The organism is Streptomyces sp. NPDC048659 (genome assembly GCF_040650575.1).
Lineage (GTDB): Bacteria > Actinomycetota > Actinomycetes > Streptomycetales > Streptomycetaceae > Streptomyces.
Genome location: NZ_JBEZHM010000006.1, coordinates 119732 through 136456 on the forward strand (window position 1 = coordinate 119732; position 16725 = coordinate 136456).

The following is a 16725-nucleotide window of genomic DNA, read 5'->3' on the forward strand; positions in this document are numbered from 1 at the left end:
GCGCTTGCCGCCGCCCCCGGCCGCGCCGCCGGGACCTTCGGGACCGGGGCCGCCGGGGCCGGACCCGCCGCCCCCTCCGGAGCCACCGCCTCCGCCTCCGCCGCCGGATCCGCCGGATCCGCCGGAATCGCCGCCTCCGCCGGAACCGCCGTACGACGGGCCCGGAGGCGGTGGGGGTACGGCCTGCCCGGGCCGCGTGGTGGGGCCCGAGAGGGGTCCCGAGGGCGGGCCCGCGGGAGGAACCGGGGGAACCGAGGGGGTGCCGGACGGCGGGTGGGAAGTCACGTTTTTCCCTTTCTTCCGTTCCGCGCCCATTGTGTGCTCCCACCGGGTCCCGCCCGCAAGCGGACCGCGCCCGCCGGTACTAGCGTGGGCGAGGTGAGCACCTCCCCGGGGAACCCGGCCCGTGACGTGGCCTCGGCCCTCCTCACGGTCGTCGCCGGATTCCTCGCGATGGGCGTCGTCGCCGGTCTCGGCCTCTGGGCCGCCGGCGCGACGGACCTCCCCGGCGGCGCGGGCGCGTTCACCGCCGTCCTCGCCGCCGTCGTCGTCATGGCCGCGGGCGGACAGGTCGGCCTCGCCGGCAGCGCCGGCGACCTCGCCGGGACGCGGGCCGAACTGACCGCCATGCCGCTCAGCGTCACCCTGGTGGGCGCACTCGTCGCCGGCTGCTGCTTCCTGCGCCCGCTGCGCCACCACGCCGTCGCGCGCGGGCGCGCCCTGCTGTCGCTCGCCGTGCCGACCGTCGTGCTCTGGCTGCTCGCCCTCGCCGGCCTCTCCGCGCTCGCGCGGCACGACTTCCCGATCAGCGTCGGCGGCTCCCAGGACACCGGGAGCCTCGGCGACCTCTTCAACGAGCTCCTGAACGCCGTGAACCCCACGGTCGGCTTCCGCACCGATCTCGGCCCCACGCTCTTCTACGGCCTGCTGTGGATCCTCGGCGTCCTCGTCGTCGCCCTCCTGGTCTCCCGCGCGACCCCGCTCCCGGCCCGCCTGGTCCGCCACCACCAGGCCGTCCGGCCCGCCGCCTCCGCGATGCTGCTGCTCGTCCTCGCGTACGTGGCGATCGGCCTCGTCATCGGGATCGTCGTCGCCGCGACCAAGGGCCACGTCGCGCAGACCCTCGCCGTGCTCCTCCTCGGCCTGCCCAACGTGAGCTGGCTCGCCCTCGGCGTCGGCATCGGCGGCTCCTGGCAGGGCAGGGCGGAGGGCCCCTTCGGCCTGCCCATGCCCCAGATCCTCGACGACGTCCTGCGCGGCGGGAACGGCGGCAAGGACCTGTCCACGGTGGACCTGTCGGCCCTCGCCTCCTACGACTCCCGCGCCTGGTGGCTGCTGCCCGTCGCCGCCGTCCTGGTGCTCGCCGCCGCGTTCGTGGCCGCCGTGCGCTCCCCGGCCGGCACCCGGCTGTGGCAGCACGCCCTGCGCCTCGGGATCGCCTTCGCCGTCACGATGCTGGTCATCGTCCCGCTCACCCTCGTCGAGGCGCGCTTCGGCCTCTCGGTCATCGGCATCGGCGACCTGTCGTCGCTCGGCGGCGAGGTCCTGCTCCGCCCGGACGTCTGGCGCACGGTCGGCCTCGCCCTGCTCTGGGGCCTGGTGGCCGGCCCCCTCGGCGCCCTCCTCGCGCACCCGGTCCGGTGCCGGGGCGAGGTGCCCGTACGAGGAGAGGACGCGGGCCCGCCGCCGAGGGGGTGAGGTCGCCGGGGGCCGCCCTCGGGCGGCTGCGGTTACCCGCCGATCCGCCGGAACACGGCCCGCGCCCACGCGGGGGGCTCGGGCGGCGGGCCCTGTGCCGCGGCGCCGTTGGTCGTGTCGCGCGCCGGCTCCTTCGCGGGCCTCCCGCGCTCCAGCGCCGCCCGCAGCTCCGCCACGAACTCCAGACACGTCCCGTACCGCTCCTCCGGCGCCTTCGCCAGCGCCTTCGCCAGGACCGTGTCCGCCGCCTCCGGCAGCCCGGCCCGCACCTCCGACAGCGGCGGCGGGGGATCGTACTGCTGGGCCCACAGCACCGCGATGTCGTCGTCGCGGCGGAACGGCACCACCCCGGTCAGCATCTCGAAGACCACGCACCCCAGGCTGTACACGTCGCAGCGCCCGTCCACCGGCTTGCCCGAGATCTGCTCGGGCGCCACGTAGTCCAGCGTCCCGACGAACTGCCCCACCGTCGTGAACCCGGTCAGGGACAGCGACTTCTTCGTCAGCCCGAAGTCGGTCAGATAGACGTGCTCCGGATGGTCCCGGTCGGTGCCCTCGGCCACCAGGATGTTGCCGGGCTTCACGTCCCGGTGCACCAGGTCGTGCGCGTGCGCCGCGTCCAGGGCCGAGGCCACCTGGCCCGCGATGCGCGCGGTCGCCACCGGGTCGAGCGCGCCCTCGCGGTCCTCCAGGGCGCGCAGGTCCTGCCCCGGCACGTACCGCATCGCGATGTACAGCAGCCCCTCCGTCTCGCCCGCCTCGAAGACCGGCACGATGTGCGGGTGGTCGATGGCCGCCGCCACCCGCGACTCGTGCGCGAAGCGCCTGCGGAAGGTGTCGTCGCGGGCCAGTTCGGGCGCGAGCAGCTTCAGCGCCACGGTCCGGTCCAGGTTCAGGTCATGGGCCCGGTACACCACCGCCATGCCGCCGCGCCCGATCTCGTCCTCGACCCGGTAGCCCGCGATGCGCTTGCCGATGAGCCCCGAGTCGCGGCCCACGGGCAGCTCGGCGAACGGGGGCTCCGGGGCCGGGGCCGCACCAGGCGCGGTGTCGGTGGGGACCGCCCGGGGCGGGTCGGGGCCCCGGTCCGGGCCTGGGGCAGGGGGACCGCCGGGGGCCGTCATCGGCCGTCACCCGAGCCGTCCGTGCCCTCTCCCCTGTCCGCGTCGGACCAGGGGACCACGCGCGTGCGCGAGGCGCCGGGCGGAGGAGCGGCGGCGTCCGGGGGAGGCGTGACGGCATCCGCAGCCGCGGGATCCAACCGGGGCACGACCTGCGTCGGCTCGTGCGAGCCCACCGCCCCACCAGACCCGCCCGCTCCACCAGGCCCGCCCGCCCCACCAGGCCCACCCACCTCACCAGGCCCGCCCGGTCCGTCCGGCCCGGCCGCCGCCGAAGGCGCGGAGGAGGCCGCGTACGTGCGCAGCCCGGTCCCGTCGCAGTACAGCCAGCGCTCGTGCTCCGCGTCGTACAGCCACAGCGACTCGCCGTCGACGACCATCCCCACCCGCAGCCCCCGGGTCCGCCGCCGGAACGTCTCGCCGTCCGCCCGGCCCCCGGCCAGCTCCTCCGCCGCCCGCCGGTACCGCCCCAGGGCGTCCTCCGCGCGGGCGATCAGCGGCCGGGGGTCGGCGGTACGGGCCAGGGGGCGCCCCGCGGCGGGCGGGTCGTCGGGCACCGAGACGAGCAGGCGCGCGTCGACCCAGGCGGACCAGCCGTTGGAGCACAGGATCCGGCCCCAGTCCCCGGCCCGGTCCACGAGCCGCACCGGCAGGAAGGCGTCCAGCGGCGTCGTCGGCAGCCCGGGGTCGGGCGACTCCCAGGCGGGCAGCCCCGCGCGGGGCACGACGTGCGTGGGCCGGAAGTCGGGCACGTACGAGAAGCCGGATTCCGGCGCGACGGTGTTCACGGCACGCTACCTCCGCATGACGACGGGCTCGTGCCGGCGCAGCAGCCGGGCGACGACGAAGCCGAGGACGGCACAGAGCACCACCAGCATCCCCATGTCGAAGAGCCAGGCGCCGAGGGTGTGGGCCATCAGCGGGTCCGCCGTCTTGGGGCTCGGCGCGACGGTCCCGATGTCGATGGTCGCGCCCATCGCCGCGAACGCCCACCGGGACGGCACCAGCCAGGCGAGCTGTTCCAGGACGGGCGTCCCCCGCACGCTGAGCAGGGCCCCGCAGAACACCACCTGCACGATCGCGAGGAGGACGAGCAGCGGCATCGTCACCTCCTCCTTGCTCACCAGGGCGGAGACGAACAGGCCGAGCATCATCGCGGTGAACGCGAGCAGTGCGACGGCCAGCGTGAGCTCCACCAGCGGGGGCATCAGCACGCCCTTGCCGCCCGGGACGTTGAGCGGCACGCCGATGAGCGCCACCAGGGTCAGGACCACGGCCTGCACGACCGTGATCACGCCGAGGACGACGACCTTCGACATGAGGTACGCGGAACGGGACAGGCCGACGGCTCTCTCGCGCCGGTAGATCGTGCGCTCCTTGACCAGCTCGCGGACCGCGTTCGCGGCCCCGGTGAGGACGCCGCCGACGCACAGGATCAGGAGCACGTTGAACGTGGACTCGGAGTTCAGGCTGCCCTCGGAGAGGGCCCGGGCCATCGCGCCCATGACGAACGGCAGCGCCACCATGATCACGAGGAAGGTGCGGTCGGCGGAGAGCGCGGCCGTGTAGCGGCGCACCAGCGTCCGCAGCTGCGACCACCAGCTCTGCGCCTTCGGCGGCGGCGGTACGGGGACCCCCGGGGCGCCGGGGCCTTCCGGCACCCCGGGGGCGACTCCGCCGGTCCCCGGCCGGGCCATCGGCTCGTCGATGTACCGCCGTTGGAGGGGCGAGGCGCGGTACCGGCCGGCCCAGTCGCGGTCCCGGTCGTTCTCGAAGGCTTCGAACGCCTCCGGCCACTGGTCGTAGCCGAAGAAGCCGAGGGTCTCGTCGGGCGGGCCGAAGTACGCGACCCGGCCGCCCGGCGCGAGGACCAGCAGCCGGTCGCAGACGTCGAGGCTGAGCACGCTGTGCGTGACGACGATGACGGTGCGCCCGTCGTCGGCGAGCCCGCGCAGCATGTGCATCACGGAGCGGTCCATGCCCGGGTCGAGCCCGGAGGTCGGCTCGTCGAGGAAGAGCAGCGAGGGCTTGGTGAGCAGCTCCAGGGCCACGCTGACCCGCTTGCGCTGCCCGCCGGAGAGGCTGTGGATCGGCTGCCCGGCCCGCTCCCCGAGCCCCAGCTCGCCGATCACCTCGTCGACGCGGGCGCGCCGCTCGGCGGGGTCGGTGTCCTCGGGGAAGCGCAGCTCGGCGGCGTACGAGAGGGCCCGGCGGACGGTGAGCTGGAGGTGCAGGATGTCGTCCTGCGGGACGAGGCCGATGCGGCGGCGCAGCTCCGCGTAGTCGCGGTAGAGGTCGCGGCCGTCGTAGAGGACGGTGCCCCGGTCGGCGGGCCGCAGCCCGGTGAGCGCGTTGAGCAGGGTCGACTTCCCGGCGCCGGACGGGCCGACGACGGCCAGCAGGCACTTCTGCCCGACGGGGAAGGTGACGCCGTCGAGGAGGGTCTTGTGCCCGTGGTCGACGGTGACGGCGAGCCCCTGCACGTCCAGCGAGACCTCGCCGGTGTCGGTGAACTCGACGAGGTCGCCGCCGATGAGGCAGAAGGCGTGGTGGCCGATGCCGACGATGTCCTCGGCCGTCACCCGGGCGCGCTCGACGGGGGCGCCGTTGAGGAAGGTGCCGTTGTGGCTGCCGAGGTCGTGGATCCAGTACGTGCCGTCCGGCGCGGCCAGCAGCTCGGCGTGGCGGCGCGAGACGGTCAGGTCGTCCACGACGAGGTCGTTGTCGGTCCCGCGCCCGATCCGCACCCCGCGCGCGGGCAGCGGCCGCACGGAGGTCGGCTGCCGGAAGGTGCCCGTCCGCGCGGGATACGAGACGGAGGACGGGCGTGGGGGGACTCGGGGCGGGAGGGGGTGGGGCTCGGGCGGCGGGGCGGGTTCGGGTTCCGGTGGTGGGCCGGGTACCGGTCCGGCCACGGGCTCCGCTGGTGCGGGCTCGGGCTCCGGCTCGTGCTCTGCCTCGTACTCGGGCTTGGCCTCCGCCTCCGCCTCCGGATGCGGTCCAGGCTCCGGTTCCGGCGGGGCGGGCCGAAGCGACGAGAGGGTCGCCGTCGGGCCGTCCGCCGGGTGCCCGAAGCGGATGACGGTGCCGGGGCCGACCGCGCTCAGGTGCACCCGCCGGTCGTCCGCGTAGGTGCCGTTCGTGCTGCCCTCGTCCTCGACCGTCCACCGGCCCCCGGCCGCCCGCAGCACGGCGTGGTGCCAGGACGCCCGGGCATCGGTCAGGACGAAGTCGCTGGTGGGGTCGCGTCCGATGCGATAGACGCGGCTCGGGTTCATCACGGTCGCGTCCCCGCCGATCTCCACGACCAGCTCGGGCGCGGCGGGCGCGACGGGCCGCTCTCCCATACCCGAAATCCTACGGGGACGGGCACGATCGCGCGCTCGCAGACCACCGGCCGGCGATTGGCCCTCCACCCCTGGCCGCCCGGCCCGGAGACTGCGGATCCGATGCCGTACGTCGTGGAGGAGTGCTGATGCGGGTCGCCGTGGTCACGTTCGACGGGTTCAACGAGCTCGACAGTTTCATCGCCGCCGCGCTGATCAACCGGTGCCGCGCGGACGGCCTGGAAGCCTTCATCACGACGCCGACTCCGGTGGTCACGTCCATGAACGGTGTGGAGGTGACCGGGCAGCGCCCGATGGAGTTCCTGACCGAGGCCGATGTCGTGCTGATCGGCAGCGGGGTGAAGGCGCGCGAGGTCGTCGCCGACGACCGGCTGGTCTCCAGGCTGCGGCTCGACCCGGCGCGCCAGCTGATCGGCGCCCAGTGCTCCGGCGCGCTGGTGCTCGCGCGGCTCGGCCTGCTCGGCTCCATGCCGGTCTGCACGGACGTGAAGAGCCGCCCCTTCGTGGAGGCCCTCGGCGTCACCGTGCTGGACGCGCCTTTCCATGCCGAGGGGAACATCGCCACGGCGGGCGGCTGCCTGGCGTCCCAGTACCTCGCCACGTGGGTCGTCACCCGGACGCTGGGGGAGGACGCGGCGCGGGACGTCGTCGACTACGTGGCTCCGGTCGGCGAGAACCGGGAGACCGTCGAGCGCGCCCTGCGCGCCGTCCGCGCGGGCGAGGTCGTGCCGCGCTGACACCGGGGGCGAACACGCCGCCGCCGAGTATGGTGGTCGCCCCCGCCGACCGGCGGCCCGCGCCGACGACGTGCGGGAACGACGAGGAGCGAGAGGGAGGGGCACCGTGCCGAAGGGTGTCACCGGGCGTCGGCCGCATACCCGCGAGGCCCTGCTGAAGGCGGCTCTGGAGACCTTCGCCGCGTACGGGTTCCACGCCGCCTCGATCGAGCGGATCTGCGAGCGCGCCGGCTTCACGCGCGGCGCCTACTACTCGAACTTCGCCGGGAAGGAAGAGCTCTTCCTCGCCCTCTTCGACGCGCACGGCGAGAAGATCGTGCGCCGGCTCGCCGAGTCCGTCGACGCGCTCGCCCCCGAGGAGTGCACGCTGGAGCGGATCGCGGAGCTGGCCTCCCGGGTGGACCCGGAGGAGCGCGACTGGTACCTGGTCAGCACGGAGTTCACCCTGCACGCCGTCCGCGACCCGCAGGCCGCCTGGGTGCTCGCCCGCCACGACGCCCGGCTGCGGGCCGAGATCGCCCGGGGTGTCGAGCTGGTCCTGCGCCGCGCGGGGCGCGAACTCACCGTCGACGCCGACCGGTTCGCCCGCCTGATCGTGGCCCTGCGGGAGGGCGGCCTGGCCCAGAGCTACGTAGAACCGGCCGCGCTGCCCCCGGGCACCCTCGAACGGGACTTCCTCGCGCCGCTGCTGGAGTCCTGCACCCGGCCCGTACGGCCCGTGCCCCTGCGCTAGCGCCGCACCGGCCAGGCAGTGTAGAAAGCGCTTGCTGTCTCTGTCGAGCAGCCACCCGCCCGAGGAGCGAGCAGCGTGAGCGACACCCCCGTGAGCGACACCCCCGTGAAAGGCGTCCTCGCGAAGGACGTCCTCGTCTACACCCGCACCGCCGGCTACCGCCACGACTCCATCCCGGCCGGGTCCGCCGCGTTCGCCGCACTGGCCGGAGCGGCGGGGCTGCGCGCCGAGGCCACCGAGGACCCGGGGGCCTTCACACCCGCCCGGCTCGCCCGCTGCGCCGCCGTCGTCCTCCTGTCGACGACCGGGACCGTCCTCACCGACACCGGGCGCGCCGCCCTCGAAGCGTACGTACGCGGCGGCGGCGGCCTCCTCGCCGTACACGCCGCCGCCAACGCCGAACCCGACTGGCCCTTCTACGGCGAGCTCCTCGGCACCCGCTTCGCCGGGCACCCCGAGATCCAGCCGGGCACCGTCCTCGTGGACGCCCCCGGGCACCCGGCGACGGCCTGCCTGCCGGCCCGCTGGCGGTGGACGGACGAGTGGTACGACTTCACCGTCAACCCCCGCCCCACCGGCGTCCGCGTCCTCGCCCGCGTCGACGAGACCGGCTACCGGGGCGGCACCCTCGGCGCGGACCACCCGCTCGTCTGGTCCCGGGAGACCGGGCCCGGCGGCGGCCGGTTTCTGTTCACGGCCCTCGGACACGCCCCGGAGGCGTACGCGGACCCCGCCTTCCGCGCCCACCTCGCGGGCGCCCTCCGCTGGGTGACCGGCGGCTGAGCCCCCGGACCGCCGGTCACCCCCGTCCCCGAGCCCCGTCCCCGCGCAGCGCGCCCCCGCGTCCGGGCGTGTCACCCCACCGCCCCGCCCCGATTGCGCCGGGCGCCGGGGCGCGAAAGGTTTCCGGAGGGGGCGGAGGCCAGGAGGAGACGACATGGGCATCGCCACCGTGAACCCGGCGACCGGCGAGACGCTGCGCACCTACGAGGCCCACGGGCCCGCCGAGGTGGAACGCCGGATCGACGCCGCCCACGAGGCGTACCGCCAGTACCGCACCACCCCCTTCGCCGACCGGGCCCGCCTGATGCGGGCCGCCGCCGCGCTCCTCGACGAGGACACCGACGACATCGCGCGCACGATGACGACCGAGATGGGCAAGCCGATCGCCGCCGCCCGCGCGGAGGCCGCGAAGTGCGCGAAGGCCATGCGCTGGTACGCCGAGCACGCCGAGGCGCTGCTCGCCGACGAGCACCCCGCCGAGCACGACGTGCAGGACGCGGGCGCGGACACCGCCCGGGTCGTCTACCGGCCGCTGGGCCCGGTGCTGGCCGTCATGCCGTGGAACTTCCCGCTCTGGCAGGTGATCCGCTTCGCGGCCCCCGCCCTGATGGCCGGCAACACCGGGCTGCTCAAGCACGCCTCGAACGTCCCCCAGACCGCCCTCTACCTCGGCGGGCTCTTCCGCCGGGCCGGCTTCCCCGAGGGCTGTTTCCAGACCCTGCTGATCCCTTCCGGCGCGGTCGAGGGCGTGCTGCGCGACCCCAGGATCGTCGCCGCCACGCTCACCGGGAGCGAGCCGGCGGGCCGGTCCGTCGCCGCGATCGCCGGGGACGAGGTGAAGAAGACGGTCCTGGAGCTCGGCGGCAGCGACCCGTACATCGTGATGCCCTCCGCCGATATCCCGCGCGCGGTCAAGACGGCGGTCACCGCCCGCGTGCAGAACAACGGGCAGTCGTGCATCGCCGCCAAGCGCTTCCTCGTCCACCGGGACGTCTACGACGACTTCGCCGAGCGCTTCACCGCCGCCATGAACGCGCTCACCGTCGGCGACCCCCTCGACGAGAGCACCGACGTCGGCCCCCTCGCCACCGAACAGGGCCGGGCCGACCTGGAGGCCCTCGTCGACGACGCCGTACGCCGGGGCGCCACCGTCCTGTGCGGGGCGAGCCGCCCCGAGGACCGGCCGCGCGGCTGGTTCTACCGCCCGACCGTGCTCACCGGCATCACCCCGGAGATGCGAATCCACCGCGAGGAGACCTTCGGCCCCGTCGCGACCCTCTACCCCGTCGCCGACGTGGAGGAGGCCGTCGCCGTCGCCAACGACTCGCCGTTCGGGCTCAGTTCGAACGTCTGGACCCGCGACGCCGACGACCTCGCCTTCTTCGTACGCGACCTGGAGACGGGCGGCGTCTTCGTCAACGGCATGACCGCCTCCCACCCCGCCCTCCCCTTCGGCGGCGTGAAGCGCTCCGGCTACGGCCGCGAGCTCTCCGGCCACGGCATCCGCGAGTTCTGCAACGTGACGACGGTCTGGCAGCGCCGCTGACCGCACCTCGCGCCCGCCCGGCCACCCGTCGGTCCGGCTGTTCGTCCCCCTGACTGCCCGTCCGGCTACCCGCCCCGCGTCCACTCCAGCAGCTCCTCCGCCGCCCAGGTGTTGACGACCCGGTCCGCCGGGACCCCGCACTCCTCCGCGCGGGCGCAGCCGAGGATCTGCCACTCCAGCTGGCCCGGGGCGTGGGCGTCCGTGTCGACGGCGAAGTACGTCCCGGCCGCCAGCGCGAGACGCAGCAGCCGGCGGGGCGGATCGCGGCGCTCCGGGCGGCTGTTGATCTCCACCGCCGTCCCGGCCTCGGCGCAGGCGGCGAAGACCCGTTCCGCGTCGAACTCCGACTCCGGGCGCAGCCGCCCGCCGCTCACCAGCCGCCCCGTGCAGTGCCCGAGCACGTCCATCAGCGGATTGCGGACCGCCTTCTCCAGCCGCCGCGTCATCACAAGCGACTCCATCCGCAGCTTGGAGTGCACCGAGCCGACCACCAGGTCCAGCCGGTCCAGCAGCTCCGGCTCCTGGTCCAGCGAGCCGTCCTCCAGGATGTCGCACTCGATGCCGGTGAGCAGCCGGAACGGCGCCCACTCCGCGTTCAGCCGCGCCACCAGGTCCAGTTGTTCGCGCAGCCGCTCCGGGGACAGACCGCGCGCCACCTTCAGGCTCGGCGAGTGGTCGGTCAGCACCGCCCACTCGTGCCCGATCCGGGCCGCCGTCCGGCCCATGTCCACGATGGTGCTGCCGCCGTCCGACCAGTCCGAGTGGAGGTGGCAGTCGCCGCGCAGCGCCGCCCGCAGCGCCTCCCCGCCCGTCACCTCCGGCATCGGGATCTCCCGCTCCAGCCGCTCCAGATACGCGGGCACCCGGTCCTCCAGCGCCTCGCGCACGACCGCCGCCGTCTTCGGCCCGATGCCCTTCACCGACTCCAGCGTCCCGGCCGCCGCCCGCCGCGCCACCTCCTCCGGGCCCAGCGCCGTCACCGCCGCCGACGCCGTACGGAAGGCGCGCACGCGGTACGTGGGTGCCTGCCCGCGCTCCAGCAGGAACGCGATCCGCTCCAACGCAGCCACCGGATCCATGGCCCGCACCTTTCTTCGCTCAGCCCGCCGGGTCGGCCGGGTCGGCCTGGCTCGTCGCCGGCGCGGGTCCGATCTCGCACCACACGGCCTTGCCCTCGCCCCGAGGCTCCACGCCCCACCGCGAGGCCAGCGCGTCCAGCAGCAGCAGTCCCCGGCCCGAGGTCGCCGCCTCGCCCGGCGTGCGCCGCCGGGGCCACGCGCTCGACCGGTCCTGCACCGACAGGCGCACCCGCCGCACCGGCTCCGGCAGCACCTCCAGGGTCAGCACCGCGCCGCCCTCCGTGTGCAGCAGCACGTTCACCAGCAGCTCGCCCGTCAACAGCTCGGCGTCATCCGCCAGTTCCGGCATCCCCCAGTCCGCGAGCGCCTGCCCGACCGCGGCCCGCGCGTCCGACAGGCCCTGCGGGTCGGCCTGGTGGATGTACTGGTGGATGCGCGGCGCCCGGGGCGTCCCCGGATCCGGGCTGCGCCGCAGCACCAGCAGCGCCACGTCGTCCCCCGCGCCCCAGCGCTCCCACAGCTGCTCCGACAGGTGGTCGGCCAGCGCCTCGGCCTGCGGCGGCCCGCTGCCCACCGCCTCCGCGAGCGCCGAGAGGCCCGCCTCGATGTCCGTGCCCGGCTGCTCGACCAGGCCGTCCGTGCACAGCACCAGCGTCTCGCCCGGCACCAGGTCGAGCCGCGTCTCCGGATACTCCTCGTCCCCGAAGACCGTCGCCAGCCCCAGCGGCAGCCCGCCGCGCAGCTTCGGCCGCCCGACCCGCCCGTCCGTGTGCCGGATCAGCGGCCCCAGGTGCCCCGCCCGCACCCCGCGCACCGTGCCGCCCGCCAGGTCCACCTGCGCGTACGTACAGGTCGCGAAGCGGTTGGTGTCCAGCTCGGCGAGGAAGCGGGAGGCCCGCGCCAGCACCGTGGACGGGGCGTGGCCCTCGCCCGCGTACGCCCGCAGCGCGATCCGCAGCTGGCCCATGATCGCGGCGGCGTGCGTGTCGTGCCCCTGCACGTCGCCCACGACGATCCCGACCCGCCCGCGCGGCAGCGGGATCACGTCGTACCAGTCGCCGCCGACCTGCCGCCCGCTCCACGCCGCGTGGTACCGCACCGCGATCTCGCCGCCGGTGATCACGGGGATCCGGCGCGGCAGCATCATCGCCTGGAGCCCGGTGGCCAGCTCCCGCTCCTCGTCGAACAGGATCGCCCGCTGCAACGACTGCGACACGATCGCCGCGAGACCGAGCAGCAGGTTGCGCTCGTCCGCGTTGAACGCGCTGCGCCGCCGGTAGAACAGCGCCAGCCCGCCCAGCTTGCGCGCCTGCGCGATCAGCGGCAGATAGCAGGCCGACGTGAACGGCATCCGCTTCACGTACGGCGCCAGTTGGGGAAAGTCCCGCCCCAGCGACGCGAAGGTCGGCACGAACCGGGGCCGGCCGCTCAGCACCGTCTCCGCCAGCGGCAGCCCCCGGTCGAGCCGCCGCACCCGGAAGTCGTCGAACACGTCCAGCGCCTCGCCCGACAGCGCGATGATGTGGAGCGAGTCGTTCTCCACCAGCCCCAGCGCGAGCCCCTCCGCGCCGAGCCGGGCCAGCCCGCCGGGACCGGTCAGCGCCGCCGTCACGTCGTCCACCGTGACCGCCCGCGACAGCGCGCGCGTCGTGCGCTCCACGATGGACGTCTGCACCTCGCGGCGCTTCGCCAGCTCCTGCAGGAACGCCGAGTGCGTCACCTCCGCCGTCGCGTCCCGCACGATCCCCACGATCCGGTGCGCCAGGCGCCCGTCCCGGCGCAGGATCCGCGCCTGCACATGCGTCCATTGGGGTGTCCCGTCGGCCCGCTCCAGCCGCACATGCGCCGTGTACGAGGACTCCCCGCCGGTGATCGCCCGCTTGATCACCGCGTCGAGCCGCGACCGCTCCTCCGGGTCGAGCCCGCGCACCAGGGTGGCGGGCCGCCCGTCGAACCGCTCGGCGGGCACTCCGAAGACCAGCAGCCCGGCGTCGTCGACATCGATGGTGCCGGTGTCGAGATCCCAGTCGAAGCTGCCGGTGCGGTTCATGGCGAGACGCTCGGTCGGCCCGATCTCGCCACCGCGCGCGCTCAGCTCGTCCTCGGTCATCCTCCCCATTGTCGAACCGCCGCCTCCCGTACGCCATGGCGACGACAACCCCCGTCGGCCGGGCCCGGCGCGGAGCCTCGGCCAGAATGGGGCGGTGCAGCCCCTCTACCGCATCCTCGGTCCCGCCCAGGCCCTCCGCCCCGACGGGACCGCCGCCGCCCTCAACGGCGCCCGGCTCCGCGCGCTCCTCACCGCCCTGGCGGCGGCGGGCGGACGCCCGGTGCGCACGGACGCCCTGATCGACCAGGTGTGGGGCGAGGAGGGGGATCCGGCGGGGTACGGGGGCGGGGGGCCGGGCGCCGGGGCGACAGCGGGTGTGAGTACGGGCGCCGGGACCGGCCCGGGGCGGCTGGCGGCGCTCCAGGCGCTCGTCGGGCGGCTGCGCCGGGCCCTCGGGGCGGCGGCGGTCGCCTCGGAGCCCGGCGGCTACCGGCTGGTCGTCACGGCGCCCGAGGACATCGATTACTTCCGCTTCGAGCGGAACGCCGACGCAGCCGCCCGCGAGCTCGACGCGGGCCGCCCCGGCCGCGCCGCCGAGCTCCTGGACGAGGCCCTGGAACTGTGGCGGGGCCCGGCTCTCGCCGACCTCCCCGGCCACGACACCGACCCCCTCGCCGTCCGCGCCGAACACCGCCGCACCCGCGCCCGCCGCGACCGGCTCGCCGCCGCCGTGGCCCTCGGCGAGGCCCGGGACGCCGTCGCCCCGCTGGCCGAGCTGGCCGCCGAGCACCCGCTGGACGAGCCGCTCCAGGCCCTCCACCTCCGCGCCCTGCGGGCCGCCGGCCGCCCGGCCGAGGCCCTCGCCGCGTACGAGACGGTGCGCGGCACCCTCGCGGAGCGCCTGGGCACCGACCCCGGCCCGGAACTGCGGGCGCTGTACGAAGAGCTGCTGACGGGCACGGCGCCCGGGCCCACTCAGCCCCCCGCTCACGGAGCCGGCCCGCATCCGACCCCGCTCCCGAACCCGCACCCGCTCCCGACCCCGAACCCCCGTCCGGCACTGCCCCTCCCGCTGACCTCGTTCCTGGGCCGGGAGAAGGAGCTGTCCGAGGTGGCGGCGGAGCTGGTGAGGACGCGGCTCGTCACCCTGCTGGGTCCCGGCGGCGTCGGGAAGACCCGGCTCGCGATGGAGGCGGCCCGGGGCGTGGAGGCGGGAGCGGAGCGCGAGGTCTGGGTGGCCGAACTCGCCGCCGTACGCGCGGAGTCCGAGGTGCCGGCCGCCGTCCTCACCGCGTTCGGCGCCCGGGAGACCCAGCTCTGGAGCGGCCCCGCCCTGGCCGACGGCAAGACGCGCGACCCCCTCGCCGCGCTGGTGGAGCACTGTGCGCGGCGGCGGATGCTGTTGGTGCTGGACAACTGTGAGCATGTGGTGGGTGCGGTGGCGGAGTTGGTGGAGGTGTTGCTGGCGCGGTGTCCGGGGGTGACGGTGCTGGCGACGAGTCGGGAGCCGTTGGGGGTGCCGGGGGAGGTGGTGCGTCCGGTGGGGCCGTTGCCGGTGGAGGCGGCGGTGCGGCTGTTCGGCGAGCGGGGGGCGGCGGTGCGGCCGGGGTTCCGGGTGGAGGAGGAGCGGGGGGCCGCGGAGGAGATCGTGCGGCGGCTGGACGGGCTGCCGTTGGCGGTGGAGTTGGCTGCGGCTCGGTTGCGGGTGTTGTCTGCGGGGCAGATCGCGGAGCGGTTGGATGACCGGTTTCGGTTGTTGAGTTCCGGGGCTCGGACGGTGTTGCCTCGGCAGCAGACGTTGCGGGCGGTGGTGGACTGGTCGTGGGAGTTGCTGGACGAGGAGGAGCGGGAGGTCCTTCGGCGGCTCTCGGTCTTCACCGGCGGCTGCGACCTGGACGCCGCCGAGGCCGTGTGCGGGGGCGGGGGCGGGGCGCCGGAAGTGCTGGATGTGCTGGGGGCCCTCGTCGACAAGTCGCTCGTCGTGGCTGTGCCGGGGGAGCGGGGGATGCGGTACCGGCTGCTGGAGACCGTCGCCGAGTACGCCTCCGAGCGGCTGGACGAGGCCGGGGACCGGGCGGCGGCCGAGCGCCGCCACCTCACGTACTACCGGGAGCTGGCCCGCCTCGCCGACCCCGAACTCCGCACGGGCCGCCAGGCGTCCGCGCTGGCCCGCCTGGAGACGGAGCACGACAACATCCGGGGCGCGCTGCGGACCGCCGTACGGGAGGGCGAGGAGCAGGAGGCACTGTGCCTCGTGCACGCCATGAGCTGGTTCTGGCAGCTGCGGAACCACCAGCTCGACGCCCGCACCTGGGCCAGGGCGGCGGCGGGCCTGGGGCCCGACCCGTTCGCGGAGGTGCCCGTGCGCCCCGCCGGGCCGTTCCCCGGGCGGTGCACGGACGTGCCGCCGCCGTGGACGGGGGAGCGCCTGTGGGAGGCGCGGCGCGGCGGCCGTCTGTTCGTCCTGGCGACGGAGGGCGGCGAGGGCAGCGGCGGCGCGTCCGTGCTGGAGCGGCCCGAGACCCGCGCCCGGCTGGCGGCCGTGGTCGCCGCGTACCGTCCCGGGCTGCCGCAGACCTGCCGTCAGCCGGGGGCGATGTGGTACTTCGCGCGCCTGATGACCGGCGGGTTCACGGGGCTGGACGAGACCCTCGCCGCGCTCGTCGCCGCCGCCCGCGCACACGGCGACGACTGGGACGTGGCCTTCGACCTGCTGCTGCGGGCCAAGCTGCTCGGCGCGCAGCCCGGGGACGCGGAGGAGGCCCTGGGGCTCTTCGAGGCCGAGGGGGACTCCTGGGGCATCGCCGAGTCGCTGGCCGCGCGCGGCGAGACGTACGAGCGGGCGGGCCGCTCGGCCGAGGCCGCGGCGGACTTCGCCCGCGCCATGGACGCGGCGGCCCGGCTAGGGGCGCACTCCCAGGTCCCGGTGTTCAAGGCGCTCCTCGCCGCCGTGCGGCTGCGGACCCGCGAGGCCGCCGAGGACCCGGAGGTGTGGGCGGAGGCGGAGCGGCTGCTGGCCGAGGCGGCCGAGGAGGCGGGGGACGCGGGCACGGAGGCGGTGAGCACGGCGCGCCTGCTGCTGACCCAGCACTACGGGAACACCGGCCGCACGGACCTGTCCCGTGCGCAACTAGAGCTGATGGAGGGCGAGTTCGACGAGGACACGCCCGGCCTGTTCCGGGGCATGACCGGCGGGCTGCGCGGCTGGCTGGCGTGCGTGGACGGCGCGTACGAGGAGGCGAGCGCCCATCTTCGGCTCGCGGTACGGGAGATGGAGGTCCTGGCGTACCTGGTCGCCCCCTACCTGATCGTCGCCCAGTTCGCCCCCGCCGCCTGGGCCCACGCGGGCACCGGCACCCCCGAGCGGGGCGCCCGCCTCCTTGGCGCGTACGACACCCACCGCACCGGCTCGGAGGGCGCCGGCTTCCGCCCGTACACGGCCCAGACGGAAACCACGACCCGCACCCACGCGGAGGCGGCCCTGCGCAAGACCCTGGGCGAGGGGGAGTTCCGCGCACTGTACGAGGAGGGGGCCACCCTGTCGGTACGGGAGGCGGCGGAGCTGCTGTAGGGGCGGGCGGGGCGGGTAACCCGTCGGCCACCTTCGCGCACCTGAAGGGGCTCCTGACCG

11 protein-coding genes are annotated in these 16725 nt (G+C 75.5%); 6 read left to right on the top strand and 5 right to left on the bottom strand.

Translation table 11 applies throughout. The features are described 5' to 3' along the window. The first annotated feature begins 378 nt into the window (after window positions 1-378). The gene (locus AB0C99_RS07130) at window positions 379-1698 is read left to right on the top strand and encodes a streptophobe family protein (RefSeq protein WP_362470533.1); all 1320 of its coding nucleotides are present in this window, start codon (window positions 379-381) and stop codon (window positions 1696-1698) included. A gap of 32 nt (window positions 1699-1730) precedes the next feature. On the opposite strand, the gene AB0C99_RS07135 is transcribed toward AB0C99_RS07130, so the two are convergent. From AB0C99_RS07135 to AB0C99_RS07145, 3 genes are read right to left on the bottom strand one after another with little or no spacing between them, the layout of a single operon-like run. Next, on the bottom strand, window positions 1731-2822 hold the full coding sequence (locus tag AB0C99_RS07135; protein ID WP_362470536.1) for a serine/threonine-protein kinase: 1092 nt from the start codon (window positions 2820-2822) through the stop codon (window positions 1731-1733). Continuing rightward, window positions 2819-3607 carry a hypothetical protein gene (locus tag AB0C99_RS07140; protein ID WP_362470538.1) on the bottom strand — a complete coding sequence of 263 codons (789 nt, stop codon included), beginning with the start codon at window positions 3605-3607 and terminating at the stop codon, window positions 2819-2821. The genes AB0C99_RS07135 and AB0C99_RS07140 overlap by 4 nt, the downstream gene beginning before the upstream one ends. A 6-nt stretch (window positions 3608-3613) precedes the next feature. Then, on the bottom strand, window positions 3614-6166 hold the full coding sequence (locus AB0C99_RS07145; RefSeq protein ID WP_362470541.1) for an FHA domain-containing protein: 2553 nt from the start codon (window positions 6164-6166) through the stop codon (window positions 3614-3616). Between the two features lie 128 nt (window positions 6167-6294). Here AB0C99_RS07145 and AB0C99_RS07150 point away from each other — a divergent pair, with 128 nt between their 5' ends. The 4 genes from AB0C99_RS07150 to AB0C99_RS07165 all read left to right on the top strand — a co-directional run bounded on the left by AB0C99_RS07150 (window position 6295) and on the right by AB0C99_RS07165 (window position 9965). After that, the gene (locus AB0C99_RS07150) at window positions 6295-6903 is read left to right on the top strand and encodes a DJ-1/PfpI family protein (RefSeq protein WP_362470544.1); all 609 of its coding nucleotides are present in this window, start codon (window positions 6295-6297) and stop codon (window positions 6901-6903) included. 106 nt (window positions 6904-7009) lie between these two features. After that, the gene (locus AB0C99_RS07155; RefSeq protein WP_362470547.1) at window positions 7010-7636 is read left to right on the top strand and encodes a TetR/AcrR family transcriptional regulator; all 627 of its coding nucleotides are present in this window, start codon (window positions 7010-7012) and stop codon (window positions 7634-7636) included. Between the two features lie 75 nt (window positions 7637-7711). Beyond that, entirely contained in the window at window positions 7712-8419 is a 708-nt protein-coding gene (locus tag AB0C99_RS07160) for a ThuA domain-containing protein (protein WP_362470550.1), read from the top strand. Between the two features lie 154 nt (window positions 8420-8573). Next, a complete protein-coding gene (locus AB0C99_RS07165) occupies window positions 8574-9965 on the top strand; it encodes an NADP-dependent succinic semialdehyde dehydrogenase (RefSeq protein WP_362470552.1) in 1392 nt (463 codons plus the stop codon). A 65-nt stretch (window positions 9966-10030) separates the two neighbouring features. On the opposite strand, the gene AB0C99_RS07170 is transcribed toward AB0C99_RS07165, so the two are convergent. Together AB0C99_RS07170 and AB0C99_RS07175 are read right to left on the bottom strand one after the other, a co-directional pair. Further along, entirely contained in the window at window positions 10031-11044 is a 1014-nt protein-coding gene (locus tag AB0C99_RS07170) for a PHP domain-containing protein (protein ID WP_362470555.1), read from the bottom strand. Window positions 11045-11063: 19 nt separating this feature from the next. After that, window positions 11064-13154, bottom strand: coding sequence for a SpoIIE family protein phosphatase (locus AB0C99_RS07175; RefSeq protein WP_362470557.1), 2091 nt, complete (start codon window positions 13152-13154; stop codon window positions 11064-11066). A gap of 94 nt (window positions 13155-13248) precedes the next feature. Here AB0C99_RS07175 and AB0C99_RS07180 point away from each other — a divergent pair, with 94 nt between their 5' ends. After that, the gene (locus AB0C99_RS07180) at window positions 13249-16665 is read left to right on the top strand and encodes a BTAD domain-containing putative transcriptional regulator (protein WP_362470560.1); all 3417 of its coding nucleotides are present in this window, start codon (window positions 13249-13251) and stop codon (window positions 16663-16665) included. The last annotated feature ends 60 nt before the right edge of the window (window positions 16666-16725 follow it).

Bases quoted from the DNA above. Each gene is read 5' to 3' on its own strand.
- AB0C99_RS07135 (WP_362470536.1), bottom strand. From the start codon at position 2,822: ATGACGGCCCCCGGCGGTCCCCCTGCCCCAGGCCCGGACCGGGGCCCC.
- AB0C99_RS07175 (WP_362470557.1), bottom strand. From the start codon at position 13,154: ATGACCGAGGACGAGCTGAGCGCGCGCGGTGGCGAGATCGGGCCGACC.
- AB0C99_RS07150 (WP_362470544.1), top strand. From the start codon at position 6,295: ATGCGGGTCGCCGTGGTCACGTTCGACGGGTTCAACGAGCTCGACAGT.
- AB0C99_RS07165 (WP_362470552.1), top strand. From the start codon at position 8,574: ATGGGCATCGCCACCGTGAACCCGGCGACCGGCGAGACGCTGCGCACC.
- AB0C99_RS07170 (WP_362470555.1), bottom strand. From the start codon at position 11,044: ATGGATCCGGTGGCTGCGTTGGAGCGGATCGCGTTCCTGCTGGAGCGC.
- AB0C99_RS07145 (WP_362470541.1), bottom strand. From the start codon at position 6,166: ATGGGAGAGCGGCCCGTCGCGCCCGCCGCGCCCGAGCTGGTCGTGGAG.